This is a genomic window from Niveispirillum sp. GW835-FHT14G11, assembly GCF_058793615.1.
The window spans coordinates 110144-136032 of the sequence record NZ_JBXAFZ010000005.1 but is presented as its reverse complement, the minus strand read 5'-3'; the positions used below and the strand labels follow the sequence as shown (position 1 = coordinate 136032).

At 66.6% G+C, this 25889-nt stretch carries 26 protein-coding genes; 20 read left to right on the top strand and 6 right to left on the bottom strand.

Annotated features, from left to right (window positions below; all coding sequences use genetic code 11):
* Nucleotide 1: 1 nt before the first annotated feature.
* The 5 genes from AC1Q7F_RS11230 to spbR all read left to right on the top strand — a co-directional run bounded on the left by AC1Q7F_RS11230 (nt 2) and on the right by spbR (nt 4772).
* Nucleotides 2-769 carry an ABC transporter ATP-binding protein gene (locus AC1Q7F_RS11230; protein WP_492506738.1) on the top strand — a complete coding sequence of 256 codons (768 nt, stop codon included), beginning with the start codon at nt 2-4 and terminating at the stop codon, nt 767-769.
* Nucleotides 770-772: 3 nt separating this feature from the next.
* A complete protein-coding gene (locus AC1Q7F_RS11225) occupies nt 773-1711 on the top strand; it encodes an MlaD family protein (RefSeq protein WP_492506736.1) in 939 nt (312 codons plus the stop codon).
* On the top strand, nt 1708-2403 hold the full coding sequence (locus AC1Q7F_RS11220) for an ABC-type transport auxiliary lipoprotein family protein (protein WP_492506734.1): 696 nt from the start codon (nt 1708-1710) through the stop codon (nt 2401-2403). The genes AC1Q7F_RS11225 and AC1Q7F_RS11220 overlap by 4 nt, the downstream gene beginning before the upstream one ends.
* Nucleotides 2404-2418: 15 nt before the next feature.
* The gene (locus tag AC1Q7F_RS11215; protein ID WP_492506732.1) at nt 2419-3396 is read left to right on the top strand and encodes a TAXI family TRAP transporter solute-binding subunit; all 978 of its coding nucleotides are present in this window, start codon (nt 2419-2421) and stop codon (nt 3394-3396) included.
* Nucleotides 3397-3665: 269 nt separating this feature from the next.
* Complete coding sequence (gene spbR, locus AC1Q7F_RS11210) at nt 3666-4772, top strand: SpbR family protein (protein ID WP_492506730.1); 1107 nt, start codon at nt 3666-3668, stop codon at nt 4770-4772.
* Nucleotides 4773-4913: 141 nt separating this feature from the next.
* Here spbR and AC1Q7F_RS11205 read toward each other — a convergent pair whose 3' ends face one another.
* Nucleotides 4914-6281: a glutamine synthetase family protein gene (locus tag AC1Q7F_RS11205; protein WP_492506728.1), complete on the bottom strand. Its 1368-nt coding sequence runs from the start codon at nt 6279-6281 to the stop codon at nt 4914-4916.
* Nucleotides 6282-6470: 189 nt separating this feature from the next.
* Here AC1Q7F_RS11205 and AC1Q7F_RS11200 point away from each other — a divergent pair, with 189 nt between their 5' ends.
* The 5 genes from AC1Q7F_RS11200 to AC1Q7F_RS11180 are packed head-to-tail and all read left to right on the top strand — an operon-like array spanning nt 6471 to nt 10819.
* Nucleotides 6471-8819, top strand: coding sequence for an ATP-binding protein (locus AC1Q7F_RS11200; protein ID WP_492506726.1), 2349 nt, complete (start codon nt 6471-6473; stop codon nt 8817-8819).
* On the top strand, nt 8816-9208 hold the full coding sequence (locus AC1Q7F_RS11195; RefSeq protein ID WP_492506724.1) for a response regulator: 393 nt from the start codon (nt 8816-8818) through the stop codon (nt 9206-9208). Before AC1Q7F_RS11200 ends, AC1Q7F_RS11195 begins: the two co-directional genes overlap by 4 nt.
* A 10-nt stretch (nt 9209-9218) precedes the next feature.
* Nucleotides 9219-9626: a response regulator gene (locus AC1Q7F_RS11190; RefSeq protein WP_492506722.1), complete on the top strand. Its 408-nt coding sequence runs from the start codon at nt 9219-9221 to the stop codon at nt 9624-9626.
* A gap of 38 nt (nt 9627-9664) precedes the next feature.
* Nucleotides 9665-10456, top strand: a complete 792-nt coding sequence (locus AC1Q7F_RS11185) for a DUF4394 domain-containing protein (RefSeq protein ID WP_492506720.1) — start codon at nt 9665-9667, stop codon at nt 10454-10456.
* Between the two features lie 21 nt (nt 10457-10477).
* Nucleotides 10478-10819 (top strand): cupredoxin domain-containing protein, encoded by a 342-nt coding sequence (locus tag AC1Q7F_RS11180; protein ID WP_492506718.1) that lies wholly within the window; start codon nt 10478-10480, stop codon nt 10817-10819.
* A 111-nt stretch (nt 10820-10930) separates the two neighbouring features.
* On the opposite strand, the gene AC1Q7F_RS11175 is transcribed toward AC1Q7F_RS11180, so the two are convergent.
* Complete coding sequence (locus AC1Q7F_RS11175) at nt 10931-11806, bottom strand: EamA family transporter (RefSeq protein WP_492506716.1); 876 nt, start codon at nt 11804-11806, stop codon at nt 10931-10933.
* Between the two features lie 174 nt (nt 11807-11980).
* Between AC1Q7F_RS11175 and AC1Q7F_RS11170 the strand changes: the two genes are divergently transcribed.
* On the top strand, nt 11981-13477 hold the full coding sequence (locus AC1Q7F_RS11170) for an aldehyde dehydrogenase (RefSeq protein ID WP_492506714.1): 1497 nt from the start codon (nt 11981-11983) through the stop codon (nt 13475-13477).
* 56 nt (nt 13478-13533) lie between these two features.
* Complete coding sequence (locus AC1Q7F_RS11165) at nt 13534-14178, top strand: ATP-dependent Clp protease proteolytic subunit (RefSeq protein WP_492506712.1); 645 nt, start codon at nt 13534-13536, stop codon at nt 14176-14178.
* A 79-nt stretch (nt 14179-14257) separates the two neighbouring features.
* On the opposite strand, the gene AC1Q7F_RS11160 is transcribed toward AC1Q7F_RS11165, so the two are convergent.
* Entirely contained in the window at nt 14258-14641 is a 384-nt protein-coding gene (locus tag AC1Q7F_RS11160) for a Crp/Fnr family transcriptional regulator (protein WP_492506710.1), read from the bottom strand.
* 125 nt (nt 14642-14766) lie between these two features.
* Here AC1Q7F_RS11160 and AC1Q7F_RS11155 point away from each other — a divergent pair, with 125 nt between their 5' ends.
* The 8 genes from AC1Q7F_RS11155 to AC1Q7F_RS11120 all read left to right on the top strand — a co-directional run bounded on the left by AC1Q7F_RS11155 (nt 14767) and on the right by AC1Q7F_RS11120 (nt 22094).
* Complete coding sequence (locus tag AC1Q7F_RS11155; protein WP_492506708.1) at nt 14767-15357, top strand: TetR/AcrR family transcriptional regulator; 591 nt, start codon at nt 14767-14769, stop codon at nt 15355-15357.
* A gap of 75 nt (nt 15358-15432) precedes the next feature.
* Nucleotides 15433-16314 (top strand): alpha/beta fold hydrolase, encoded by an 882-nt coding sequence (locus AC1Q7F_RS11150; protein ID WP_492506706.1) that lies wholly within the window; start codon nt 15433-15435, stop codon nt 16312-16314.
* A 50-nt stretch (nt 16315-16364) separates the two neighbouring features.
* Nucleotides 16365-16763 (top strand): MAPEG family protein, encoded by a 399-nt coding sequence (locus AC1Q7F_RS11145; RefSeq protein ID WP_492506704.1) that lies wholly within the window; start codon nt 16365-16367, stop codon nt 16761-16763.
* A gap of 249 nt (nt 16764-17012) precedes the next feature.
* Nucleotides 17013-17669 (top strand): hydrolase, encoded by a 657-nt coding sequence (locus AC1Q7F_RS11140; protein ID WP_492506702.1) that lies wholly within the window; start codon nt 17013-17015, stop codon nt 17667-17669.
* 67 nt (nt 17670-17736) lie between these two features.
* Complete coding sequence (locus AC1Q7F_RS11135; protein WP_492506700.1) at nt 17737-17985, top strand: DUF1427 family protein; 249 nt, start codon at nt 17737-17739, stop codon at nt 17983-17985.
* Entirely contained in the window at nt 17982-19934 is a 1953-nt protein-coding gene (locus AC1Q7F_RS11130; RefSeq protein WP_492506698.1) for an amidohydrolase, read from the top strand. Before AC1Q7F_RS11135 ends, AC1Q7F_RS11130 begins: the two co-directional genes overlap by 4 nt.
* Nucleotides 19935-20103: 169 nt before the next feature.
* Nucleotides 20104-20523 carry a DoxX family protein gene (locus AC1Q7F_RS11125; protein WP_492506696.1) on the top strand — a complete coding sequence of 140 codons (420 nt, stop codon included), beginning with the start codon at nt 20104-20106 and terminating at the stop codon, nt 20521-20523.
* Nucleotides 20523-22094, top strand: coding sequence for an MFS transporter (locus AC1Q7F_RS11120; protein ID WP_492506694.1), 1572 nt, complete (start codon nt 20523-20525; stop codon nt 22092-22094). The genes AC1Q7F_RS11125 and AC1Q7F_RS11120 overlap by 1 nt, the downstream gene beginning before the upstream one ends.
* A 2-nt stretch (nt 22095-22096) precedes the next feature.
* On the opposite strand, the gene AC1Q7F_RS11115 is transcribed toward AC1Q7F_RS11120, so the two are convergent.
* The 3 genes from AC1Q7F_RS11115 to AC1Q7F_RS11105 all read right to left on the bottom strand — a co-directional run bounded on the left by AC1Q7F_RS11115 (nt 22097) and on the right by AC1Q7F_RS11105 (nt 25870).
* Nucleotides 22097-23602, bottom strand: coding sequence for a peptide ABC transporter substrate-binding protein (locus tag AC1Q7F_RS11115; RefSeq protein ID WP_492506693.1), 1506 nt, complete (start codon nt 23600-23602; stop codon nt 22097-22099).
* Nucleotides 23602-24921: a winged helix-turn-helix domain-containing protein gene (locus AC1Q7F_RS11110; protein ID WP_492506691.1), complete on the bottom strand. Its 1320-nt coding sequence runs from the start codon at nt 24919-24921 to the stop codon at nt 23602-23604. The genes AC1Q7F_RS11115 and AC1Q7F_RS11110 overlap by 1 nt, the downstream gene beginning before the upstream one ends.
* A gap of 121 nt (nt 24922-25042) precedes the next feature.
* Complete coding sequence (locus tag AC1Q7F_RS11105; RefSeq protein WP_492506689.1) at nt 25043-25870, bottom strand: alpha/beta fold hydrolase; 828 nt, start codon at nt 25868-25870, stop codon at nt 25043-25045.
* Between the last annotated feature and the right edge of the window lie 19 nt (nt 25871-25889).

The following is a 25889-nucleotide window of genomic DNA, read 5'->3' as shown; positions in this document are numbered from 1 at the left end:
CATGGCGGCGCCCGTCATCTCCGTCCGGGGTCTGAAGACGCGTTTCGGCGCGCAGATCGTGCATGACGGCGTCGATCTGGATGTGACCAAGGGGGAGGTCATCGGCCTGGTCGGCGGGTCGGGCACCGGCAAGTCCGTGCTGCTGCGCGAGATCGTGGGGCTGATGGACCCGTCGGCCGGCCGTATCCAGGTGCTGGGCCGCGACACCGCCACCCTGTCGGAGGCGGAAAGGCTGGCGCTGCAGGCCCGCTGGGGCATGCTGTTCCAGGACGGGGCGCTGTTTTCCTCCCTGACAGTGCTGGAAAACATCATGGTTCCGCTGAAGGAACATACAAGGCTGCCCCCCGACCTGATTGATGAGATCGCGCGGGTAAAGGTGGCGATGGTCGGCCTGGCGCCAGATGCGGGGGACAAATACCCCTCACAGCTGTCGGGCGGCATGCGCAAGCGCGCCGGTCTGGCCCGCGCCCTGGCGCTGGACCCGGAGATCCTGTTCCTGGACGAGCCGACGGCCGGCCTGGACCCGATCGGCGCCGCCGCCTTCGACGAACTGATCGGGTCTTTGCAGAAAAGCCTGGGTCTGACCGTTTTCATGGTGACCCATGATCTGGACAGCCTGTATGCCATCTGCGATCGCATTGCCGTGCTGGTGGACAAGAAGCTGGTCATCGGTACGATTGACGAACTGCTGCGCCAGGATCATCCCTGGATACATGATTATTTTCACGGGCCCCGCGGACGCGCGGCCAGTGCGGCGAAGGGGAACTAGGGCATGGAAACACGGGCCAATTACACGGCTGTCGGTGCCTTCGTCCTGGCGCTGGCCACTGCCGCCTTCATCTTCGTCATCTGGCTGGCCAAGGTGCAGTTCGACAAGGCCATCCAGCCCTATTACATCATGGTGACCGGCACCGTGACGGGGCTGGTGGAAGGCGGGCCGGTACGCTATCGGGGCGTCAATGTCGGCACCGTCACCGATATCCGCATCAATCCCGACAATGTCGAGGAGGTGCGGCTGACCATCGAGGTGCCGCAGGACACCCCCATCAAGACCGACGCCATCGCGTCGCTGGAGCCGGTGGGCGTGACCGGTGGCGTCTATGTCGAGATTGCGGGCGGCAGCCGGGAGGCGCCGCTGCTGCGCGAGAAGGTCAGCGGCATTCCGGTCATCCCGTCGCGCCCCAGTTCCATTGCCGCCGTGCTGTCCAAGGCGCCGGAGGTGCTGGAGAATCTGATGGAGATTTCCCAGCGGCTGACACTGCTGCTGAACGACGACAATCAGAAATCCATCGGCACGCTGCTGGCCAATCTGGCCCTGGCATCGGGCAATGCCAACGAGACGATGCGCAATTCCAACCTGCTGATCGCTGACTTGCGCGCCCAGGTGAATGTGCTGGGAAGGCAGGCGGAGGTGCTGATGATCACCACCAACGACACGGTGGGCAAGGTCGGCCGCGACGCCAGCGTGATCTCCGCCGAACTGGCGAAGACCACCAAGGAGATCAACAAGCTGTCGGCGTCGCTGGCCGGGATGATCGAGGAGAATCGCGAGCCCATCCGCGATTTCACCGCCACCGGCCTGTATGACCTGTCCCAGCTTTTGATCCACCTCCAGGACCTGACCAGCAATCTCAGCCGCGTGTCGCGCCGGCTGGAGCGCGACCCGACCGACCTGCTGTTCGGCGGCAATAGCGGAGTGAAAGCGGAATGACCTCGCCCAAGCCCCTGAACCGCCGCGCCCTGCTGGCGCTGGCCGCCGCCGCACCGCTGGCCGCATCCTGCACGCCGGCCCAGTTGCTGACCGGCGGTAAGGCGCAGAAGGTCTATGTGCTGACCCCGGCGCGGGAATTCACGGCCGGGCTGGCACGTGCGCCCTGGCAGTTGCTGGTGGAGACGCCACTGGCCAATTCTGCCGTCGATACGCCGCGCATCATGCTGGGCGAGACGTCCAACCGCATGACCTATTTCTCGGGCGCCAGCTGGGCCGATACCGGCCCCGACATGATGCAGACCCTGCTGGTGGAAAGCTTCGAGAACAGCCGCCGCATCGTGGCCGTCGGCGTTGAACGCTCAGGTTTGCGCGCCGACTTCATCCTGAAGACCGACCTGCGCGACTTCCATGCCAATTACAAAGGTCACGATCCGCGCGACACGGCACCGGAAGCCACCGTGCGCATCAATGCCAAGCTGGTGCGCCTGCCCCGGCGTAACATCGTCGCGGGAGATACGTTCGAGGCGACGGTGCGGGCCAGCAGCCCGGGTCTTGACGATATCATCCGGGCCTTCGACCAGGCCACTGGCGCCGTGCTGCGGCGTATCGTCGAATGGACCTTGCAGCAGGGGATGGCCAATACAGAGGCCTATCCGCTGGCCTGGATCGCCGAACCCGCCACCTTCCGTTGATCGGGGACTGAGCGCTTGACCCGTTTTTCGCTGATTTCCGCCTTGGCTCTGCTGCTGGCCGCCTTTCCGTCCGCCGCACAGGCCCCGGCCGCGGCGCCGTCGCCCAAGACCCTTGTGGTGGCCAGCGGTGTGGTCACCGGCCTTTATTACCCGGCAGCGGGTGCGATCTGCCGTCTGGTCAACCAGGAAAGGCCGCGCCATGGCTATCGCTGTCTGGTGGAGGCGACGGAGGGGCCGGTGCAGAACCTGACGGCGCTGCGCGCCGGTGACGTCGATCTGGCCCTGGTGCAGTCCGACTGGCAAGGGGCGGCGTTCCGAGGGGAGGGGCGTTTTGCCGGTTCCGGTGCCTTCAAGGATCTGCGTGCCGTGGCCACGCTGCATGCGGAGACGGTGACCCTGCTGGTCCGGCCCGACGCGCAAATCGACAATCTGGCGGCGCTGAAGGGCAAGCGCGTCAATCTGGGGCCGCGCGGATCGGCGCTGCGCAACCTGTCCGACATTGTGCTGGATGCGGCCGGCGTGCGCCTGAACGATGATGCCGATCTGGCGCCCGATGCCGCCCTGGCGGCCCTGTGTGCCGGGCAGCTGGATGCCGCCTTCTTCGCTGTCGGTCATCCCAATGCCAGCGTGCAGCAGGCCACCTCCACCTGTGGGGCCGTGCCCCTGGCCATCACGGGTGCCGGCATCGACAAGCTGCTGACCGGCCGCAAGGACCTGACCCGCGCCATCATTCCCGGCAATCTCTATCCCGGCGTGCAGGATGATGTGGCCACCATCGGCGTGGCCGCCACCCTGGTCACCCGCGCCGATGTGCCCGATGGCGCGATTGCGGAAGTGGTGCGCGTGCTGCTGGAACAGCGCCAGGACCTGGCGGGCCAGCATGCGGTCTTCAACACTGTGCCCGCCGACGGCATGGCCGACCGGGCCCGCACGGCACCCCTGCACCCGGCGGCGGCCAGCGCGTTCGCGGCGACCGGACCAAGGAAGCCCTGACCCAACGATTCGTTGAAACACCACATGCATGCGTATGCGGCACCCTGAACGGTGCAGCCCCGGAAAGGCGCCATCCTATCCTTCCGGATGGTGGTGTTGCGCTGCCTTGCGTGTCACGAGTGGATTGTTTCGGTTAGTTCTTGTTTTTGGCGTTCGCAATTGGCACCGCCTTGCACTAAATGTTAAAGAAACAGGAACGACGTTTAACGCCGGTTTTCTTGGCCGGCCCCATGTTCGTCCGGTCGTCCCAGGGAGGGTCTGTCCACCCCATGTCCGACAAGTTGACCCAGCAGGATGTTCAGCGTCTGCTGACCGATCCGTCGCCCAACACCCGCGCCGATATGGCGGGGAAGGTTGCGCAGCATTTCGCCGCGACCAACCTGTCGGCGTCGGAGCGGGTCCTGGCGGAGGACATCGTGCGCATTATGGCGCGCGACGTGGCCACCCGCGTGCGCGCCGCCTTGGCCGACAGCCTGAAGAGCAATGCCGGCATCCCCCGCGACATCGCCATGTCCATGGCCCGCGACGTGGAGGAAGTGTCCCTGCCCTTCATCGAGGTGTCGACCGTTCTGACCGATGATGATCTGGTGGAGATCATCCGCTCCGGATCGTCCGACAAGCAGACGGCCGTCGCTAAGCGCGCCAACGTCACCGAAAGCGTGGCCGACGCCCTGGTGGAGCGCGGCAGCGAAAAGGCCGTGGCCGCCCTGATGTCGAACGAGACGGCGGTGGTGGGCGAGAAGGCCCTGGTCAAGGCGCTGGACCGGTTCCCCGACAGTGAGGCGGTGGCCAGCCCCATGGTCAACCGTGCCAAGCTGCCGGTGACGGTGGCCGAACGTCTGGTGGCGCTGGTGTCCGAACAGCTGCGCGAGCGGCTGGTGGCCAAGCATGAGCTGCCCAACGATGTTGCCGCCGATATCGTGATCCAGAGCCGGGAGAAGGCCACCTACGGCCTGGTCGGCGGGGCCGGCGATGCCGACCTGGAGAAGCTGGTGGTGCAGTTGCGCCGCAGCCACCGCCTGACGCCGTCGCTGCTGCTGCGGGCCCTGTGCATGGGCGATGTGCCCTTCTTCGAGATGGCGCTGGCCCATCTGGGCCAGGTGCCGGTGACCAATGCCCGCCTGCTGATCCATGATGCTGGCCGGCTGGGCCTGAAATCGCTGTTCGACCGCACGGGCCTGCCGCCAAAGCTCTATCCCGCGCTGCGTATCGCGCTGGACGTGGCGAACGAGACGGATTTCGACGGGCTGGACCATGATCTGGAACGCCACCGCCGCCGCATGCTGGAGCGTATCCTGACCCAGTTCGAGGAACTGGCCAGCGACGATGTGGATTATCTGCTGACCAAGCTGAGCGATCTGACCGCGGCGGCTTGATTTAGCGTTCCCTCAGGCGCCGGGCGCCGCCATCCGGCGGCTTGGCTTACGCGCACACGAGTGCGCGGGCCGGCGGTCGCCGGCCTCCAGCGGTCATGGGAAATGACCGCTGGTTCGACGTAACCTTTCTGGTTCGTCTCCTCACCCCCGCAGATACCATTCCCATTCCAGCGGCGTGACGCGCTGGTTGAACTTGGCGCGTTCGGCCCGCTTGGTGATGGCGTAGGTGTCCACAAACGCCGTGCCCAGCCAATGGCGCAGCACCTCCGAACCCTGGAACAGATCCAGCGCCCGGCCCCATTCATCGGGCAGGCGCGGGGTGTCGGCCGCATCATATGCGTTGCCTTCCAGCGCCGGACCGGGATCGATCTTTCCATCCAGGCCATGCAGCAGCCCGGCCAGCATGCCGGCCAGCACCAGATAGGGGTTCGCGTCGGCACCGGCGATGCGATATTCCACCCGCCGGCTGTCGGGGCCGCCGGCGGGAATGCGCAAGGGGGCCGTGCGGTTGTTCACGCCCCAGGCGATGACGGTGGGCGCGTAGGACCCGGCCTGGAACCGGCGCCAGCTATTGGCGCCGGGGGCGGCCAGGGCCATGCAGGCGGGCATGATGGCCGCCATGCCGCCGATGGCGTAGCGCAGGGATTCCGAGCCTTCCGGCGCCTCGGCGGCGAAGATGTTGCGGCCGTCACTGTCCAGCACGCTCATATGGATATGCATGCCGCTGCTGGCCTGGTCGGTATAGGGTTTGGCCATGAAGCTGGCCTCGTACCCGTGGCGGTGGGCCACGCCGCGCACGGCGCGCTTGAACAGCACCGCGTCATCGGCGGCGCGCAGCGCGTCGGGACGGTGGGCCAGCGTGATCTCGTATTGGCCGGGCCCATATTCGGCGATGGCCGTGCCGGCGGGGATGCCCTGGGCCTGGGCGGCGGCCGTGATCTCGTCCAGCACCTCCTCGAACTCCTCCAGTTCCGTCAGGCCATAGACCTGGGTGCGGTTCTGGGGCAGGCCACTGTGCTTGGAGATGGGCGGAGAGGGCGGCGCATCGAAGGCGCGGTCACGGTCGAAGAGGTAGAATTCCAGCTCGATCGCTACCATCGGCGTCAGGCCACGCCGCGCCAGTTCCGCCACCAGAGTCTCGACCAGGGCCCGGGGGGCGTAGGGAAAGGGGGAGCCGTCGCCGTCGCGCATGGACAGCATCACCTGGCCCAGCGGCTTTGACGCCCAGGGAACGGGCGCCAGCGTGCCGGCGACGGGGCGGCAGATGCGGTCGGGCACACCCATCGCCACCGACATGCCCGTCTCCTCCACCGTGTCGCCGGTAATGTCGACGGCGAAGGTACAGCCGGGAAAGGCCACACCGTCCTTCCACACTTTCGACAGCTCATCGATGGGCACGCGTTTGCCCCGGAACACCCCGCACAGATCGGGCAGCAGCACATCCACGGCCGTCACGGCCGGGTGAAGTTGCCGGAAAATGTCGATCTCGCAAAGCGGGTCCTGGGTCATTCGGGGGCTTGTTCCCATGCGTGTCTGCCACGGCCGGCATGGCAACAGGGGGCGGGGGCACTGTCAAGCCGGCTGCCCGCTGGACTGATCTGAAACAATTGATTCCGTCCGGGCCGGCGGCACGACTTGCGACCTCCCGTCCTTGCGCGCATAGAATGTCGCTCGGCACAACTGGAGTGACGGCAGGGCATGTTCAGGACCATCCGCTTCAAGCTGGCGGCGGCCTTTGCGGTGGCGGTGCTGGCGGCTGTCACCATCGGGCTGGTGGCCGTGCTGGTGGTGCGTTCCACGGGCGACCTTGTCATCCGCATGTACGACCAGCCGCTGCAGGCCATCAATTATGCCCGGCTGGCCCAGACCAATTTCGTCATGCTGGACCTGATGGTCGATCGCGCCCTGAAAGCGCCGGGGGGCCTGCCGGAGAATTTCCGTGAGGATCTGGAAATCAATGACGAGGATTTCCTGGCCAGTCTGGCCGTGGCTGAAGAACGCGGCCTGAACCCGGAGATCCGCACCTACACCGCCCGCATCCGTGAGCAGAACGGGGCCTGGCTGTCGGCCGTGCGCCAGCTGACCGATATGTCGCAGCAGGCGCCCGACCATGGCGCGGCCATGACGGGGATGGAGACGCTGGCATCCGGCATCATCGCCAATCTGGAGATCGTGACCCAGATGGCGGCGGAGGATGGCTACCGCTTCCGCCTGTCGGCGGAAGCGACGATCCAGGAGACGGCCGATCGCACGACGATGCTGATCGCAGCCCTGTTCACGCTGGTCGTGGGCATCACCATTGCCCTGATCCGCCATATCGTGACGCCGCTGGACCGGCTGACCCGCGCCACGATCCAGCTGGCCGGCGGCGACATGGATGTGGCCGTGCCGCACACCGCGCGACGCGACGAGATCGGCCGCGTGGCCGGTGCCTTGGGCGTGTTCAAGGGTGCGATGGAGGAGGTGCGCGAGGCGCAGGAGAAGGCGGAGGCCGCCACCCGCGCCAAGTCAGAATTCCTGGCCATGATGAGCCATGAGATCCGCACGCCGATGAACGGCGTGCTGGGCCTGACGCGGCTGCTGCTGCGGTCCGGTCTGGACGAGGAGCAGGCCAAGCTGGCCACCACGGTCCTGCAATCGGGCCAGTCACTGCTGCGCATCCTGAACGACATCCTGGATTTCTCCAAGCTGGAGGCCAGCCGGGCGGAGATCGAGGTTCTGGATTTCGAGCTGGGATCGCTGGTCGCCGGTTCCACCATGCTGATGCGCAACCGGGCGGAGGAAAAGGGCCTGTGGCTGGCGGAGGAGGTGGACGAGACGCTGCCCTCCTATCTGAAGGGCGATCCCAACCGTCTGCGCCAGATCATGCTGAACCTGCTGGGCAATGCCATCAAGTTCACGGAAACCGGCGGCGTCACCCTGCGCGCCCGCGCACTGGGGGAACCTGCCCGCCTGCGGGTGGAGGTGGCGGATACCGGCATCGGCATATCCGACGCGGCCCGCGCCAAGCTGTTCGGCAGTTTCGTGCAGGCCGACAGTTCCATCACGCGGCGCTTTGGCGGCACCGGCCTGGGGCTGGCCATCTGCAAAAAGCTGGTGGAGGCCATGGGCGGGACCATCGGCGTGGACAGTGTTGTTGGCCAGGGCAGCACCTTCTGGTTCGAATTGCCATTGGTGGAAGGGTTGCCGGTCACGGGTGACATGGGTGGGGATTTCTCAGCGCACTCCGTGCGGCCACTGCGCGTGCTGGTGGCTGATGACAATGAAGTCAACCGCAAGGTCCTGGCCGGCGCCCTGGCCGAACATGGCCACACGGTGCTGTTTGCGCGGGATGGGGAGGAAGCGGTGGCGGTGGCGCGCGACACCGACCCGCCGCTGGACCTGATCCTGATGGATGTGCACATGCCGCGTATGGACGGGATGAGTGCGGCCCGCGCCATCCGCGCCCTGGCGGGGCCGGCATCCGGGGTGGTGATCATCGCCGCCACGGCCAGTGTGGGTGTCGACGGCATACAGCGCTGCCGTGAGGCCGGCATGGACGCGCATGTCGCCAAACCCATCGACCCGGCCAACCTGTACAAGGTGATCCAGCGCCAGTTCCCTGGTACAGGGGCGTTGCCAGCGGATGTGGAACTGGCGGAGGCCGGGGCCATTGCGGGATCGCTGCTGAACGGAACGCAACCGTTCGTGCCCGACATGCTGACCGACATGGCCGACAGCATGGGGCCGGATATGGCGCTCGACCTGATCGACACCTTCCTGTCCATCCTGCCGGAGGTGGAGCCCGACCTGTTCCCGGCCGACGGCGCCCCCGATCCGCATCAGGCGGGGGAGGTTGCACATTCCCTGAAATCCGCCGCGGGCAGCCTGGGGCTGGCCCAGGTCTATCGGACCGCGGCGGCGGTGGAGGCGGCGGGTCACGCGGGCGATGGCACCGCCCTGGCGGCCCTGCTGCCCGAGTTGCGCCGCGACCTGGATGAGGGCCTGATCTGGCTGCGCGAACAGCGGATGCGGTTCGACACCGTGGGCGAGGAGGCCGGCGCATGACCCCATTGCGTGATGGGGCGCGCATGCGGGTCCTGCTGGCCGAGGATAATGCCTTCGAGGCGCGGCTGGTGCAGGGCGTGTTGCGCCAGCTGGGCATCGGCACCATCGTCCATCATCGCGACGGCGCCGACGCCTTGGCGGCGGTGACGGCGGATGCGATGCCGTTCGATCTGGTGATCTCCGACTGGAACATGCCCAACAATACCGGCCTGGACCTGCTGCGCCATGTGCGGGGCGTATGGAGACATACGCCCTTTCTGATGCTGACGGCCCATGGCACCGTTGACTTTGTCAGGGCGGCGAAGGCCAATGCTGTGGACGCCTATCTGGTCAAACCCTTCTCCCCGCGCGATCTGGCGGGCCGAGTCGTGCAACTTGTCGGCACCTGAAAAGACCACCATGTTAACCAGAGACCATATTCCCGGATTTGAGAAGCTGAACGTGCTGCTGGTGGAGGACAACGCCTTCGCCCAGCGTCTGGCGCGGCAAGTGCTGGTGCAGCTCGGTGTCCAGAACATCCATATCGTTCCGGACGGAAAGGCAGCGATCGAGGCGCTGGAGGAGGCCGAGCTGCGCTATGACCTGATCATTTCCGACTGGAACATGCCCAATGTCACAGGGCTGGAACTGCTTCAGCATGTGCGCAAGACGTGGGAGAATATGCCGTTTTTGATGCTGACCGGCAACCAGACGGTGGATTTCGTGCAGGCTGCCAGGGCGAACAAGGTCGATGCCTACATCATCAAGCCCTTCGCGCCACAGCAGCTACGCCAGAAGATTTGTGCCATCTTCAACATAAAGGGATAGCCGGCGCCGCTTCACCGGCGCGGAGCGGGGAGGAAGAAATGCGAAAGATCATTGCCATGGGTTCGATGCTTGCCGCCGTCGCCGGTCTGGCCCTGCCCGCCGGGGCATTGGAGATCGCCGGACTGAACCAGCGCAACGAGTTGCTGCTGTTCTCCGACACTGCACCGGGTACGGTCAGGACCGTTCCGGTCACGGGTGTGAAAGGCAAGCTGCTGGGTCTGGATGTGCGACCGGCCAATGGCAAGCTCTATGGCCTGGCCACGGACAACAATCTCTATACCATCGATACCGGCACCGGTGTGGCCACGGCCGGCGCCAAGCTGTCGGTGGTGCTGACCGCCATTGATCATGTGGTGGTGGATTTCAATCCCCAGGCCGACCGGCTGCGCGTCATGGGATCGGACGGGCAGAACCTGCGGGTCAATGTCGATACGGGGCAGGTCGCCGTGGACAAGCCCCTGGCCTATCACGCCAATGACAAGGTGAATGCCGGCCGGAAGCCCGCTATCTATGCCGGCGCCTATATCAATTCCTATGCCGGGGCGACGCAGACGCAGCTGTTTGACGTGGATAGCGGTGTCGGCGCCTATATTTCCCAAGACCCGCCCAATGATGGGGTGTTGCGGACCATCGGCCCGCTGGGCGTGCCGGCGAATACCATCGTCGAAGGAATCGACATCTTTACCGATAAAGATGACGACTATCACGGCCGCGCCGTGGCCGGCGGCGTGCTCTATGACCTGGATGTGCAGCGCGGCGCGCTGAAGAAGAAGGGCCGCATCGGCACCGGCGAGCCGGTCATCGACATCGCCATCCTGGACAAGCGCTGAACCGGCGGAAAGGGAAAGTCGATGTTGCGTCATATCTGCGGGCGCGCGGCGGCCCTGGGGCCCGTGGCCATCCTCCTGCTGGTGGCCGGGTCGGCCGGTGCGGTCGATCCGCCCAGCATCACCCAGCAGGGCATCGCCTTCACCCCCCGTGCCGTCACCATCAAGGTCGGCCAGCAGGTGCTGTTCCGCAATGAGGACCCGTTCGGCCACAATGTCTATTCGCCGAACATGGAGAGCATCTTTGATATCGGCCTGCAGGAACCCGGCACGCAAACACCCGTGACCTTCAGCGTGCCCGGCGAATTCACGATTCAGTGCCGCATCCATCCCAAGATGCGGGCCAAGGTGACGGTGGTGCCTTAAGGTTTCATTTTCCTCAGGCGCCGGCGCCGCATCCGCGACTTGGCTTCACGCCGCACGAGCGGCGCGGCGGCAGTCGCCGCCGGAGTGGCTTCCGGTTACCCGAAAACCACTCTACACGACCGCCGCCCGTGGTTTGCGCGCCGGCAGGATGGTGATGACGATGCCGGCGAACAGCAGCGCCATGCCGGCCAGTCGCAGCGGCCCGAACGTCTCCCCGAAGGCCAGGTGTGCCGCGACCGTGCCGGTGACGGGCACCAGCAGCGAAAACGGTGCCACCAGGCTGGCCTTGTATTCGCGCAGCAGCATGCCCCAGATGCCGAAGGCCACCAGGGTGGACAGGCAGACGATGTAGAGCAGCGACAGGCCGGCGGTCCAGGAGAAGCCGGTCAGCGCCGCCCCCACCCGTTCCGGCCCCTCCACTATCAAGGACAGGGCGAAGGCCGGCAGTGGCGGGATGGTGGACAGCCAGACCATCAGCGGGAAGGTGGGCGTGGGCGGCAGACGGCGGGTCAGGACATTGCCCGTGGCCCAGCTTGCCGCTGCCAGCAAGGTCAGGATGAAGCCGGTCCAGGTGACGTCCAGCCCCACCGTGCTGCCCGTCACCACGAGACCCAGGGCCGCCACCCCAGCGCCGGCCAACTGCTGCGCCTTGGGCCGCTCACCCAGCATCAAGGCGGCGATCAGCATGGTCAGGAAGGCCTGGCATTGCAGGACGATGGAGGCCAGGCCCGGCGCCATGCCCTGATCCAGCCCCATGAACAGGAAGATGTAATGGCCGGTGAACAGGAAGGTGGACACCAGGGCCAGCTGCCTGAACCCGATGCCCTTGGGCCGGGGCACGAACAGTACCGGCAAGGCCGCCAGGGTGAAGCGCAGGGCGGTCAGCAGAATGGGCGGAAAGCCGGTCAGGGCCATCTTGATGACGACGAAATTGGCCCCCCAGATTACGGCGACGAGAAAGGCGAGGGCGATATGAACGGGGCGCATGGGGAAATGTCCGAGAAGCGAAGGGCTTGATCGGAACATGGCAACAATGCTGACGCAATTGCCAACATGTGCTCATGACAATGCGCCGCTGCTTGGGGGTTGCCGCCGCCCGTGCCGCCGGGCACTCTGACACCCGACAGGCGGGCAGGCCCGCCGCAACGGGAGACACCGAGAATGGACGCCATCGCCGCCACGAACTGGCAGGACCGCGCCGCCCGGCTGCAATTCCGCACCCAGGCCTTCATCGACGGTGCCTATGTGCCCGCGGCCAGCGGCAAGACATTCGACAATATCAGCCCGCGCGACGGCAAGGTCCTGACCCGCATCGCCGAATGCGATGTGGAGGATGTGAACCGCGCGGTGGCCGCTGCGCGCCGCACCTTCGAGTCCGGCGTGTGGCGCGACACCCATCCGCGCCGGCGCAAATCGGTGCTGCTGAAACTGGCAGCGTTGATCGAGCAGCATGCGGATGAGCTGGCGCTGCTGGAGACGCTGGACATGGGCAAGCCCATCCGCGACAGCCGTTCCATCGACGTGCCGCTGTCCGCCCGCTGCGTCCAGTATTATGCCGAGGCCATCGACAAGCTGTACGATCAGGTCGGCCCCAGCGGGCCGGACGCGATGTCGCTGATCCTGCGCGAGCCGCTGGGCGTCATCGGCGTGGTGGTGCCCTGGAACTTCCCGCTGATGATGGCGGTGTGGAAGGTGGCGCCGGCCCTGGCCACCGGTAATTCCGTCGTCTTGAAGCCGGCGGAACAGTCGCCGCTGACCGCCGTCCGCCTGGCGGAACTGGCGGTGGAAGCCGGTGTGCCGCCGGGCGTGCTGAATGTCGTGCCCGGTTTCGGGGAAACGGCGGGACAGGCCATCGGCCGCCACATGGATGTGGACATGCTGGCCTTCACCGGCTCCACCGAGGTCGGCAAGTATTTCATGCGCTATTCGGGCGAGAGCAACCTGAAGCGCGTGTCGCTGGAATGCGGCGGCAAGACCCCGCATATCATCATGCCCGACGCCGCCGACCTGGAGAAGGCGGCCGCCAATGCCGCCGGCGGCATCTTCTTCAATCAGGGGGAGGTGTGCAACGCCGGCTCCCGCCTGCTGGTGCATGAGAGCATCAAGGATGAATTCCTGGAGCGGGTCATGCATCATGCCAAGGGCTGGATGCCGGGCGACCCGCTGGACCCCGCCACCACCATGGGCGCCATGGTCGATGCCAGGCAGCATGAGCGGGTGCTGTCCTATATCGAGAAGGGCAAGGCGGAGGGGGCGAGCCTGCGCCTGGGCGGCGGGGCGGCGCGGACGGAGACGGGCGGGTACTATATCGAGCCCACCCTGTTCGACGGCGTGGACAGTTCCATGACCATCGCGCGGGAGGAGATTTTCGGCCCCGTCCTGTCGACCATCACCTTCAAGACCACTGAAGAGGCGTTCAAGATCGCCAATGACACGATCTATGGCCTCGCCTCGGCCATCTGGACCCGCGACATCTCCGTCGCCATGAAGGCGGCGCGTGCCATCAAGGCGGGATCGGTCTGGATCAACTGTTTCGATGCCGGCGACATCACCACCCCCTTCGGCGGTTTCAAGCAGTCCGGCTTCGGCCGGGACAAGAGCCTGCATGCCCTGGAGAAGTACACGGACTTGAAAAGCGTGTGGATCGACCTTTCTTAAGGGGGGAGGGACCCAATGTGGGTTGAACCGCCGCCCATTTCCCGCTAGGTCAGAGAATGCAGAATATCCTAACCAGGAGTGCCGCCTTGCTCGTCAACCCGATCCGTCTTGAGGACGAAAAGCCGGAGTCCGATGCCCAGGAGGATAAGGCCAAGACCCCGCCCTCCATCGCGCAGAACCTGTTCAAGGCCCGCACCATCCTGCTGTTCGGCGAGATCAACCAGAAGGTGGCGCAGGCCGTGACGGCCCAGCTGCTGGGTCTGGCCGCCGAGAATGACGAGCCGATCAAGATCGTCATCAACTCGCCGGGCGGCCATGTCGAATCCGGCGATACGATCCATGACATGATCCGCTTCGTGAAGCCGCGCGTGCTGATCCTGGGCACGGGCTGGGTGGCGTCGGCCGGCGCGCATATCTTCCTGGGCGCTGCCAAGGAAGACCGCTACTGCCTGCCCAATACCCGTTTCATGATCCACCAGCCCGCGGGCGGCGTCGGCGGTCCCGCCACCGACATCGCCATCGAGGCCAAGGAGATCATCAAGATGCGCAAGCGCATCAACGAGGAGATCGCGCGCGAGACCGGCCAGCCGGTGGAACGCGTGGCCGTGGACACTGACCGGAATTTCTGGATGTCGGCGGAAGAAGCCAAGGCCTACGGCATCGTCAGCCACATCATCGACAGCGCCGAAGCGTTCACGTAAGCGCTTTGCGTGCGGGTCGAGTTGGAGGGGCCGGTTCGTCGTGACCGGCCCTTTTTACAGGCGGGCTTGGGCAACGCGGTCAGTCACACTCGCCCACCTTCTTCTCCAGCTCGTCCAGGCGGCGCGCCATGGTGCGGATATTGTCGATCAGCAGCTGCACCAGCTGGCGCAGCAGCGGGTCGGCACCGTACAGCCCCTCGCGCAACACGCTGGCCGGCATGCGCATCAGCACCGATTCCGCCTCCGCACTGGCGTGTGCCATGCGCGGCTTGCGGTCGAAGATGGCCATTTCGCCGAAAATGCCCGAGGTTTCGACCCGGCCGATGATGGTGGGATGGTCAGGATCGCCGCGCCAGATGCGCACGCGGCCACTTTCCACCACATAAAGGCTGTCGCCGGGATCACCCTCCTTGAAGATCTGCTCGCCCGGTGCGAAAGTTCGGCGTTCGAAAGCGGCGGACATGGCGGCGGTGACCCTCAGCTCTGGCGGCACCCGCGATCAGCGCAGGCCAGCCAAGCTTTACGCCGATTGCTTTGCTTTTGCCACGGGCTTGACAATAGTACGACCGTTCGTATTATTTGGACCCTATGAGCAAGGGCGAACGCACACGCGCCGCAATCCTGGACCAGGCGCTGGCCATGACCAGCACGGACGGATTGACCGGCCTGACCATCGGAACGCTGGCCGACCGGCTGGGCATGTCGAAATCCGGGCTTTTCGCCCATTTCGGCAGCAAGGAACTGCTGCAGGCGGCGGTCCTGGAACGGGCGGCGGAACTTTTCGCCGACACGGTGGTGCGCCCGGCCCTGGCCGGACCGCGCGGCCTGCCGCGGGTCCTGGCTTTGTTCGAGAACTGGATCACCTGGACGATGTCCCCGGTGTTGCCCGGAGGCTGTCCCATCCAGGCGGCCTCCATCGAATTCGATGATCGCCCCGGTCCCATCCAGGACCTGATCGTCAAGCAGCAGGAAGATATGCGCCGCGTCGTCATGGGGGCGGCCCGCCGCGCCATCGAAGAAGGGCATTTGCGGGCCGATCTGGACGTGGAGCAGTTCGCGTTTGAAGGTATCTCGCTCTGTTACGGTTTCACCCAGTCCTACCGGCTTTTGAAGAATCCGAGGTCGGTGGTCTGGGCCCGCACCGCGGTTCATGGTCTGATCGATCGGGCGCGGGCGTAGGGTAAGGTTTCGGTTGCGGCATCATCGTGGCGCCCGTCCGGATGGATGGACGCCCCCATCGGGGGGAGAGTTCACATGTCTGTTTTTTTGTCGGAAAAAAGCACGATCGTTCGTAATAATCGGGGGGCTGGCAGCTGGCTGGACGGGCTGGCGGGCCTGTTCCATCCCTGGTCGCACCCGCGCCACCTTCTGGCCGAAGGGCGGCGCATGTATCTGACACCGGAACGTGCCGTGTCGCCGCCGGCCCTGCCGGAACCGGCGGGTGGTTTGGTGCTGGCGGTACCCGGCTTCAATCCGCATCTGGCCGCCCGTATCTGGGGGGCGGAGCGGGGGGAAGCGGCGCCGCTGGTCCTGCTGGTCCATGGTTGGGAAGGGCAGATCCATGACATGCTGGGCTTTGTGCAGCCGCTGCTGGATGCCGGTGCCCGTGTCGTCGCCTTCGACGCCCCGGCCCATGGCCGCAGCACCGGGGATGAGACTAACCTGCTGGAGATGGCGCGCGCCATTCGTGCGGTCGCCAGCGCCGGCGGCGGCAAACCGGCCGGCGTGATCGCCCATGGCGTGGGGGCGGCCGCCCTGACGCTGGCCATCCAGGATGGATTCGCCGCCGGCCGCGCCGTGCTGCTGGCGCCGCTGGTCGATTTGTCCCTGCCGCTGCGCCAGATCGCGCATGTGCTGCGTCTGGATCTGGAGGGTGAATATGCCCTGACCCAGATGGTGGACCGGGCGCTGGGCCGGCCGCTGGCGATCTTGCACCTGCAGGGGGATGCGGCCACACCGGCCTTGGTGCTGCATTCGGCCGATGACCGGATCATGCCGGTGGCCGACGCGCTGCAACTGGCGGCGGTGTGGCCGGGGGCGAAGGTTCGGCTGATGCAGGGGTTGGGTCATCGCCGGCTGCTGTCGGATGCCGGCATCGTCGAACATTCCGTGGCCTTCGCATTGCGGGGGGAATGATCCCTCCGCTATGGTCGGGTGATCAAACAACAAGGGTCGGGGGAGGAGAGATGAATATGGTTGTCGCGCCGATTTATGCGGGGCTGTTGGGCGTGCTGCTGCTGGTCTTGAGCTACCGCGTGTCCATGTACCGGCGACACCATGGCGTGTCGCTGGGCGATGGCGGGCACAAGGGGCTGCACACGGCCATCCGGGTACAGGGCAATTTCGTGGAATATGTGCCCACGGCCCTGATCCTGCTGATCCTGCTGGAACTGTCGGGGCGCCAGCCCTGGATCGTGCACGGGCTGGGGGCTGCCCTGTTTCTGGGCCGCGTCCTGCATGCCCAGGGCCTGACCGCCAATCCGGCGGGCAAGAGCTTTGGCCGCCTGACGGGCATCCTGCTGACCTGGTTGATGCTGCTGGTCTCTTCCGTTCTGCTGGTGCTGGGCGCCGTCGCCGGCATCTGACCCTATCCGCCGACCATCGCCGCGCAGGCCCCTGACCGGGGTTTGCGCGGCTTTTGGCGTTGGCGGATGTTCGGTCGGTTAAAAGTTCTAAAAGTCGGACTTCGGGGGAAGCCAAGCGGGGAATCGGGGTCTAGTATCGGTGAAGAACGACAACGACCGTTCGGCATCCATCCTCCGCTTACCTCCCCAGATCAGGCCGGCGCGGTCCTGACAATGACCAGACGCGCCCTGGCAGAAGGAACAGAGCCCATGTCCATCGTCGCGACCCCGACCCCCGGCCCGCTGCTGCTGACGCCCATCGACCACACGCTGATCATGATCGACTTCCAGTCGCAGATGGCGTTTGCCACCAAGAGCATCGACGCGGTGCAACTGCGCAACAATGCAGCATTGGTGGCCCATGCCGCCAAGGGCTTCGGCGTCTCCACGATCCTGACCACCGTGGCGGAGAAGAGCTTCTCCGGCCCGATGTTCAGCGAGATCACCGAGGCGTTCCCCGGCCAGCCCTTGCTGGACCGCACCTCCATGAATACCTGGGAGGATGCCGGTGTGATCAAGGAAGTGAACGCCATCGGCAAGGACCGGCTGGTGTTCTGCGGCCTGTGGACATCGGTCTGCATCGTCGGCCCCACCCTGTCGGCCCTGGCCCAGGGTTATGAGGTCTATATCATCACCGACGCTTGTGGCGACGTCTCGGACGAGGCGCATGAGCGGGCCGTGGAGCGCATGGTTCAGGCCGGTGTGCGCCCGATGACCGCGCTGCAATACATGCTGGAATTGCAGCGCGACTGGGCGCGGGGCGAAACCTACGACCTGACCACCGGCATCGCCAAGAAGTTCGGCGGCGCCTATGGCCTGGGCATCATCTATGCCAAGACCATGTTCGGCGCGTCTGAAGGGCATTGAGCATCCGACGGGGGTGCGCCAGCCGGTGCACCCCCTCCTGCCCGTTGCATCTCCGGAGGATCCGCCCATGAAGCCCTATCTCCTGTCGCTGGGCGTCGGCCTGCTGGTCGGCGTTATCTACAGCCTGCTGAATGTGCGCTCCCCGGCCCCGCCGACCATCGCCCTGATCGGGTTGCTGGGCATCCTGCTGGGCGAACAGATCGTGCCGCTGGCCAAGCGGCTTTATGCCGGAGAGCCGGTGACCGCTTACCTGCGGGAGGATTGCGCCAAGCATGTCATGGGCCGCCTGCCGGGTGGCGAGGGGCGGGATGCATGAAGGACCTGACCCGCCGTGGGACGCTGGCTGGTGCCGCGTCACTGTTCATGACACCCTTTCTGGCCGATCCGGGGAAAGCCGCCATGCCGACGACCGATCTGATCCTGACCAACGCCAAGGTCACCACCCTGGACCGCGCCAATCCGCAGGCCCAGGCGGTCGCCATCCGCGACGGCCGCATCCTGGCCGTGGGTGCTGAGGCCGAGGTGCGGGCCGCGGCCGGCGCTGACGCCAGGATCATCGATGCCAAGGGACGGCGCGTCGTTCCCGGCCTGATCGACAGCCATATGCACATCATCCGCGGCGGCCTGAATTACAACATGGAGCTGCGCTGGGACGGGGTGCCGTCGCTGGCCGACGCCATGGCCATGCTGAAACGCCAAGCCCAGGTGACACCGCCGCCGCAATGGGTGCGCGTCGTCGGTGGCTTCACCGAACATCAGTTCGCCGAAAAGCGCCTGCCGACCCTGGACGAGCTGAACGCGGCCGCACCGGATACGCCGGTCTTCATCCTGCATCTCTATGACCGCGCCCTGCTGAACCGGGCGGCGCTGCAGGCGGTAGGTTACACGCGCGACACGCCCAACCCGCCGGGGGGCGAGATCCAGCGTGACGCCAATGGCGAGCCGACGGGCCTGCTGCTGGCCAAGCCCAACGCCACCATCCTTTATTCGACCCTGGCCAAGGGGCCGAAACTGGCACCTGAATATCAGGTGAACTCCACCCGGCATTTCATGGCCGAGATGAACCGGCTGGGCGTGACCGGGGTCATCGATGCCGGCGGCGGCTTTCAGAACTATCCCGAGGATTACCAGATCATCGAGAAGCTGCACGCCGACGGCGAACTGACGCTGCGCATTTCCTACAACCTGTTCACGCAGAAGCCCAAGCAGGAGCTGGCGGATTTTGCCGGTTGGGCCAAGCAGGTTAAGCCCGGCCAGGGCGACGATACCTATCGCCATAATGGCGCCGGCGAGATGCTGGTCTATTCCGCCGCCGATTTCGAGGATTTCCGGGTCGAACGGCCGGAGATGCCGCCCAATATGGAGGGTGACCTGGAGCCGGTGGTGCGCCTGCTGGTGGAGAACCGCTGGCCCTGGCGCCTGCACGCCACCTATAACGAGACCATCACCCGCGCCCTGGACGTGTTCGAGAAGGTGAACCGCGATGTGCCGTTCAACGGACTGCACTGGTTCTTCGACCATGCGGAGACCATCGACCAGCGCAATATCGACCGGATCGCCGCATTGGGCGGCGGTATCGCCGTCCAGCATCGCATGACCTATCAGGGCGAGTATTTCGTCGAGCGCTATGGTGCCAAGGCCGCGGAGATGACGCCGCCGATTTCGAAGATGTTGGCGGCGGGCCTTCCGGTGGGTGCGGGGACCGATGCCACCCGCGTGGCCAGCTACAATCCCTGGGTCTCGCTGTCCTGGCTGGTCAGCGGCAAGAGTGTTGGCGGCACCAGCCTGTATCCGCCCGCCAACCGGCTGGACCGGGAAAGCGCCCTGCGCCTGTGGACGGAGGCCAATACCTGGTTCTCCAACGAGCAGGGCAAGAAGGGGCAAGTGAAGGCGGGACAACTGGCCGACCTGATCATGCTGTCCGATGATTATTTCAGTGTCCCGGAAAGCGACATCCCGCACATCACGTCCGTCCTGACCCTGCTGGGCGGCAAGGTGGTGCATGGGTCGGGCGATTACGCGCCGCTGGCGCCGGCCCTGCCCAAGCCCATGCCCGACTGGTCGCCGGTGCGCACCTTTGGCGGCTATTGGCAGCCGGCGCGCGACAAGGACGGCAAGCTGCTGAAGATGGGGTCGCTGTGCGGCTGCGCGTCGTCCTGCGCCGTGCATGGGCATGACCATGCCGCGGCCTATGCCAGCCCGGCGCCGGCGTCGGACGAGGCCGGATTCTGGGGTGCGTTCGGCTGCGGCTGCTGGGCGGTGTGATTCATTCTCTCCCCGTCATCCCGGCGACAAGCCGGGACCCAGGGGCCAAGCGCCCGACCTTTTCGCTGCGTTGCGATGCTGCCGATAGTTTTGTTCCTGTGGCCCCTGGGTCCCGGCTTGTCGCCGGGATGACGGAAGAGGGGGCGATTGAAATAGCGAAAGCCCGCCCATGCGCGATACACCCGCCGCCATCGCTGCCCTGCTGGATGCGCCCGCAATCAATCTGGCGGGCCGCACCCTGCTCACCCTGCCCTTCTGGACCAGCGGCATCGCCAAGCTGCTGGACCTGGATGCAGCCTTGGGCGAGGCGGCGCATTTCGGGCTGGAGCCGGCCTGGCTGACGGTTGTCGCCACGCTGGCCGTGCAGTTGAGCGGGTCGGCGGCGATCATCGTGGGGCGCTTCGCCTGGTTGGGGGCCGGCGCGCTGGGCGTGTTCACGGCCATCGCCACCCTGATCGCGCATCCGTTCTGGACCGTCGCCGATCCCATGGCGCGGTTCCATGAGCGCAATACCTTCCTGGAACATGCAGGCCTGATCGGCGGGCTGGTGCTAGCCGCCATCCTGGCCCATCGGCGGGAGCGGCGCTGATGGCCGAGGTAACGAGCAACAGTCCCTTGAGACTGCCCCTGTTCCGGGCACTGTGGATCGCCACCATCGTGTCGAATGTCGGCACCTGGATGCATGATGCCGGAGCCGGCTGGCTGATGACCAGCCTGTCGGAGGAACCGATCATGGTGGCGCTGGTCCAGGCGGCCACCACCCTGCCCATGTTCCTGTTCGCCCTGCCGGGCGGGGCGCTGGCCGATATCGTGGACCGGCGGCGCCTGCTGCTGCTGGCACAGCTCTGGGCCCTGGTCTGCGCCGGGCTGCTGGCGCTGGCCACGTTCCAGGGGCTGACGGGTCCAGGGTTGCTGCTGGCGCTGACCTTCGCCCTGGCGGTGGGGGCGGCCTTGTCGGCGCCGGCCTTCCAGGCCATCGTGCCGGAACTGGTGCCCCGGCAGAGCCTGCCCGATGCGGTGGCGCTGAACAGCCTGGGCATCAATATCTCCCGCGCCATCGGGCCGGCGCTGGGCGGCTTCATCATCGCCGCGGCCGGGCCGGCGGCGGTGTTCGCGCTGAATGCAGTATCGGTGCTGGGTGTGTGGATCGTGCTGTTCGCCTGGAAGCGGCAGGCGGCCCCCACCACCCTGCCGGCAGAACATTTCACGGGGGCGCTGCGGGCCGGGGCGCGCTATGTCCGCCATTCGCCGGCGCTGCGTACCGTCCTGATCCGGTCGGTCGGGTTCTTCATCTTCGCGTCCGCCCTGTGGGCCTTCATCCCCATCATCGCAAGGCGCGAGCTGGGGCTGGGGGCGGCGGAGTACGGGGCGCTGCTGGGCAGCATGGGGGCCGGCGCCATCGTGGGGGCCGTGCTGCTGCCCCATACCCGACGGCATCTGTCGGCCAACGCCCTGACGGTATTGGGCAGCCTCCTGTTCGCGCTGGTCTGCGTGGGCATGGCCTTTGCCCACACTTTCGTGCAGGCGGCATCGGCGATGGCGTTCGCCGGCATGGGCTGGATCACCATGCTGTCCAGCTTCAATGTGGCCGCCCAGATGGCCGCCCCTTCCTGGGTCAAAGCCCGCGCCCTGGCCATCAATCTGCTGGTCTTCCAGGGATCGATGGCGGCGGGAAGCGCCGGTTGGGGCTGGGCGGCGGGGCATCTGGGCATTGCGCAGACGCTGCTGCTGGCGGCTTGCGGCATGGTCCTGGCCCTGGGACTGGCATTGCGCTGGCCCATCAAGGGGGAGATGGCGGGCAATATCGCGCCCTCGTCCCACTGGCCGGCGCCCATCGTGGCGGTGGACAGCCCCACCGACCGCGGGCCGGTGATGATCACCGTCGAATACCGGGTCGATCCGGCCCGTGTGACGGAATTCACCCACGCCATCCAGGGCCTGCGCCGCACCCGGCACCGCGACGGGGCCATCGCCTGGGGTCTGTATGAGGATGCGGCCCAGCCGGGGCTGATGGTGGAAAGCTTCGTGCTGGAAAGCTGGCTGGAGCATCTGCGCCAGCATGAGCGCACCACCCATGCCGACCGCGAGAACCAGGAGGCGGTGCGCGCCTTCCATCTGGGGCCGGAACCACCGCTGGTCCGCCACCTGATCGCGCCGTGACATTATGGCGCCAGGGACAGCAGCCGGACGGGGTGGATGTCATAGACATTGTCCTGCCAGCCGCGCACCGACGGCGCCACCATGTGCAGGGAACTGCCATGGGCCAGCGGGATGACCAGCCGGCTTTCCAGGATCACCTTCTCCACCCCCCGCAATTCGGCCTGCTGGCCCGCCGGATCGGTGCTGGTCACCGTGAAGTCGGGCGGCAGGAAGGGCGCCAGGGCGTAGAAGGGCGAATAACTTATCCAGGTATTGTAGACAAAGCCCTTATAGTCGCCCTGGGCCAGCCTGGTGCTGACGATGCGGGCCTCCACGCCGACCAGATCGGTCTCCACGCCCAGCACCTGTTTCCACTGTGCGGCGATGGCCACCACACGGCGGCGCACGGCCTCCACGCCCGCGAACAGGATCTCCACGCGCGGCGGCGGCCGGTCGGGGCCAAAGCCGGCGCGGGCCAGGGCCGCGCGTGCCGCCTGCCGCCTTGCCTCGCCCGTGGGGGCGGTTGACGGCGGGGGGGGCGAAGACCAGAGGCCGGGTGGCACCAGACCATAGGCCGGCACGGCACGACCCTGGGAGGTGGCGGTCAGCTGCTCGCGGTCCAGCGCCAGTTCCAAGGCCTGCAGGAAGGCCGGATTGTCATGCCAGGCGGACCCATCAGGGTTGGCGATCATGGCCGACAGGGCGGTCCAAGGATGGATGCGCAGCGCATCGGGCCGGTTTTCCCGCGCCCAGTCGACCAGGGGGGGCGGCACCGCACTGGTCACGTCCAGGCCGCCGGTGCGGAACAGGTTCATCTCCAGTTCCGCTTGCTCCGCCACCCGCATCTCCACCCGCGCCAGGGCGACGCTCGCCCGGCCATGGTACGTGTCGGCGCGTTCCAGAACGTAGCGTTCCTGCAGCCGGTGGTCGACCAGCCGGAAGGCGCCGTTGCACATCAGGTTGCCGGCATTTGCAACGTCCGCCCCCTTGGCGTCCAGCGTCGGGCCATGCACGGGCAGGGTGATGCGGTGGGCCAGGATCATATCCAGGTCTGGCACGGGCCGTGCCAAGCGCACCACCAGCGTGTGGAGGCCCGCCGCCTGTATCCCCAGCCGGTCGGGCGCCAACAGGCCGCGCCGGATGGCGGCGGCATTCTCCACCCCGTCCAGCAGGTCGGCAATGCCCGAACGGGTGGCGGGATCGACGGCCCGGCGCCAGCCACGCACGAAATCGGCGGCGGTCACCGCATCGCCGTTCCACCAGCGGGCCTGCCTGCGCAGATGGAAGACCCAGGTCAGTCCGTCGGCCGACCGGTCCCAGCGTTCGGCCACGCCCGGCACGGTGCGGCCGGCCGCGTCGCGGGTCATCAGCCCCTCGCACAGATCCAGCAGCAGGCGGGCGGCGCCGATGGCCAGCCCGCGATGCGGGTCCAGCGTTTCCGGTTCCGGTCCGATGCCGATGCGCAAGGTATCGGCGGCCAGGACGGACGGGGTGGTGAGCAGTAGGGCCAGCAGGGCAAGTGCGCGCATCAGGTGCCCGTGGGCAGGGTCAGGGCGCAGGCGCGGACCAGGGGATTGAGGCTGAAACTGTCACCCTCGCGGTCCAGCACCGATTTGCCCCAAAGACCGGACAGGCCGCCGCGCGGGCGCTGTGTTCCGGCTTCCTCCAGCGCGCAGGCCGCCTGATCGACCGTGAACTCGCCGGGCAGGGAGGCCAGCACCTTCAGCGCGCCGCGCTCCGTTTGTGACAACAGGCCCAGGGCCCAGCCCATGGCGGCATCCAGAGCGCGGTGGCGGGCGGGGCCGGGGCGTCGCATGCCGGGCAGGGCCCGCATCGGGTCGCGGCTCGCTTCCGCCGTGGCGCGCAGGCCCAGAAGGCTGGCGGCCCGCGCCCCGATCTCCACCCCCAGCGGCACGCCGCCCAGATGGTGGCAGATGCTGACGATGGCGGGATCGGTATCGGCCGTGATCTCCAGCCCGGCGGCGTTGGCGGCCTCCAGGAACAGGTTGGTGGCGGGGCTGGCGGTGCCGTCGCCGGCCAAGGCCAGGGGCGACAGGCGCACGCACCAGGGCCGCAGCCTCCGGTGGGCCAGGTGGGAAGTGACCAGCAGCCCCAACCCCGCATGCTCCTCCATCAGCCGGCGCACCAGATCCTGGGCCGCCTCGCCCAGCAGTTCGGCCCCGTCCAGCAGCAGCAGGCAGTGCCGGCCCTGCAAGGCGGTGGCGAGGGCTGCGGGGTTCTCCAGCCCCAGGACGGTGGCGATGCGGGTGGCCAGGGTGCCGGCATCGGGCAGGCTGCTGCCGGTCAAGGGGACCAGCCATTGTCCGTCGGGAAAGTCGCCCGACAAGGCCTGGGCGGCGGCGCAGGCCAGCCGCGACTTGCCTGTACCCGACAGGCCGGTGATCACCAGCAGCCGGTCGCGGCGCATCAGCTTCACGACATTGGCCAGTTCCACCGCCCGGCCCGACAGGCCGGTCAGGGTGTGCGGGATATTGCCGATGACGGGTGCGGCGGGCATGGCCAGGCGATAGCCGCGGCCATGGACGGTCTGGATCACCGATCCGTCCGTGTCGCCGATGGCGGTACGCAGGCCGGATATCTGTACCGCGACATTGGCGGGATCGACGATCTGGCCGGGCCATACCCGGTCCAGCAGTTGGGCCGCCGACACCTCGTGCCCCGCCCGTTCCGCCAGCGCCATCAGCAGCGCTGCGGCCCGGCGGCCCAACGGCACGGGCACGCCGCCCCGGCTGGTCAGCCGGCCGCTGCCCCGGTTGAACCGGTAGGCGCCCACCGCCAGTTCCAGCGGTGTGGCGCCGTGTCCGAGATGAAAGGCATCCGACGGCATGCTTGGGGCTCAACCTGTGACGGGCCGGTCTTGCCGCATTGCGGCAAGACCGGATATTAACCGCGATTTCCGCCGCAATGACAGGGGCTTTTGGATGCGACTTTGGTGCGGGTCGGTGCACCTACTGCCGTGCGAATGCCAGCAGGTCGGCGTTCAGCCTTTCCTTGTGCGTGTCGGTGACGCCGTGCGGTCCGCCTTCATACACTTTCAGTTCCGCATGCGGCACCAGACGGGCCACGGCGCGGCCGGCGGCATCGATGGGCACGATCTGATCGGCATCGCCATGGATGACCAGGGTGCGCAAGCCTTCGAACGATTTCAGGTCTGCGGTGAAGTCGGTTTCGGAGAAGGCCTTGATACAGTCATAGGTGGCCTTGTGGCTGGCCATCATGCCCTGCATCCAGAAACTGTCGATCATGCCCTGCGACGGCTTGGCACCGGGCAAGTTGAAGCCGAAGAACGGGCCGGACGCGATGTCCCGGTACAGCTGCGACCGGTCGGCCAGGCTGCCGGCGCGGATGCCGTCAAAAACCTCCATCGGCAGGCCGCCGGGATTGGCCTCTGTCTTCAGCATCTGCGGCGGCACCGCACCCACCAGCACGATGCCCCCGACCCGCGCCGTGCCATGGCGGGCGACATAGCGCGTGACCTCGCCCCCGCCGGTGGAGAAGCCGACCAGGATCGCGTCCTTCAGGTCCAGCGCCTCCATCAACTGCGCCAGATCGTCGGCATAGGTGTCCATGTCATGGCCATGCCAGGGCTGGCTGGACCGGCCATGGCCGCGGCGGTCATGGGCGATGGCGCGCAGGCCGTTGCTGGCCAGATGCAGCATCTGGTTTTCCCAGCTGTCGGCATTCAAGGGCCAGCCATGGCTGAACAAAACGGGCCGCCCCGCGCCCCAATCCTTGTAATAGATCTGCGTGCCGTCATCGGTGATGATCGTGCCCATGGGATATCTCCGGATCTGT

Coding starts and splice junctions, on each gene's coding strand:
- AC1Q7F_RS11230 (WP_492506738.1), top strand. CDS start 2: ATGGCGGCGCCCGTCATCTCCGTCCGGGGTCTGAAGACGCGTTTCGGC.
- AC1Q7F_RS11120 (WP_492506694.1), top strand. CDS start 20,523: ATGGCCGAGGTAACGAGCAACAGTCCCTTGAGACTGCCCCTGTTCCGG.
- AC1Q7F_RS11225 (WP_492506736.1), top strand. CDS start 773: ATGGAAACACGGGCCAATTACACGGCTGTCGGTGCCTTCGTCCTGGCG.
- AC1Q7F_RS11130 (WP_492506698.1), top strand. CDS start 17,982: ATGAAGGACCTGACCCGCCGTGGGACGCTGGCTGGTGCCGCGTCACTG.
- AC1Q7F_RS11145 (WP_492506704.1), top strand. CDS start 16,365: ATGAATATGGTTGTCGCGCCGATTTATGCGGGGCTGTTGGGCGTGCTG.
- AC1Q7F_RS11205 (WP_492506728.1), bottom strand. CDS start 6,281: ATGACCCAGGACCCGCTTTGCGAGATCGACATTTTCCGGCAACTTCAC.
- AC1Q7F_RS11165 (WP_492506712.1), top strand. CDS start 13,534: ATGCAGAATATCCTAACCAGGAGTGCCGCCTTGCTCGTCAACCCGATC.
- spbR (WP_492506730.1), top strand. CDS start 3,666: ATGTCCGACAAGTTGACCCAGCAGGATGTTCAGCGTCTGCTGACCGAT.
- AC1Q7F_RS11140 (WP_492506702.1), top strand. CDS start 17,013: ATGTCCATCGTCGCGACCCCGACCCCCGGCCCGCTGCTGCTGACGCCC.
- AC1Q7F_RS11150 (WP_492506706.1), top strand. CDS start 15,433: ATGTCTGTTTTTTTGTCGGAAAAAAGCACGATCGTTCGTAATAATCGG.
- AC1Q7F_RS11105 (WP_492506689.1), bottom strand. CDS start 25,870: ATGGGCACGATCATCACCGATGACGGCACGCAGATCTATTACAAGGAT.
- AC1Q7F_RS11190 (WP_492506722.1), top strand. CDS start 9,219: ATGTTAACCAGAGACCATATTCCCGGATTTGAGAAGCTGAACGTGCTG.
- AC1Q7F_RS11180 (WP_492506718.1), top strand. CDS start 10,478: ATGTTGCGTCATATCTGCGGGCGCGCGGCGGCCCTGGGGCCCGTGGCC.
- AC1Q7F_RS11115 (WP_492506693.1), bottom strand. CDS start 23,602: ATGCGCGCACTTGCCCTGCTGGCCCTACTGCTCACCACCCCGTCCGTC.
- AC1Q7F_RS11135 (WP_492506700.1), top strand. CDS start 17,737: ATGAAGCCCTATCTCCTGTCGCTGGGCGTCGGCCTGCTGGTCGGCGTT.
- AC1Q7F_RS11220 (WP_492506734.1), top strand. CDS start 1,708: ATGACCTCGCCCAAGCCCCTGAACCGCCGCGCCCTGCTGGCGCTGGCC.
- AC1Q7F_RS11175 (WP_492506716.1), bottom strand. CDS start 11,806: ATGCGCCCCGTTCATATCGCCCTCGCCTTTCTCGTCGCCGTAATCTGG.
- AC1Q7F_RS11160 (WP_492506710.1), bottom strand. CDS start 14,641: ATGTCCGCCGCTTTCGAACGCCGAACTTTCGCACCGGGCGAGCAGATC.
- AC1Q7F_RS11125 (WP_492506696.1), top strand. CDS start 20,104: ATGCGCGATACACCCGCCGCCATCGCTGCCCTGCTGGATGCGCCCGCA.
- AC1Q7F_RS11200 (WP_492506726.1), top strand. CDS start 6,471: ATGTTCAGGACCATCCGCTTCAAGCTGGCGGCGGCCTTTGCGGTGGCG.
- AC1Q7F_RS11110 (WP_492506691.1), bottom strand. CDS start 24,921: ATGCCGTCGGATGCCTTTCATCTCGGACACGGCGCCACACCGCTGGAA.
- AC1Q7F_RS11185 (WP_492506720.1), top strand. CDS start 9,665: ATGCGAAAGATCATTGCCATGGGTTCGATGCTTGCCGCCGTCGCCGGT.
- AC1Q7F_RS11170 (WP_492506714.1), top strand. CDS start 11,981: ATGGACGCCATCGCCGCCACGAACTGGCAGGACCGCGCCGCCCGGCTG.
- AC1Q7F_RS11195 (WP_492506724.1), top strand. CDS start 8,816: ATGACCCCATTGCGTGATGGGGCGCGCATGCGGGTCCTGCTGGCCGAG.
- AC1Q7F_RS11155 (WP_492506708.1), top strand. CDS start 14,767: ATGAGCAAGGGCGAACGCACACGCGCCGCAATCCTGGACCAGGCGCTG.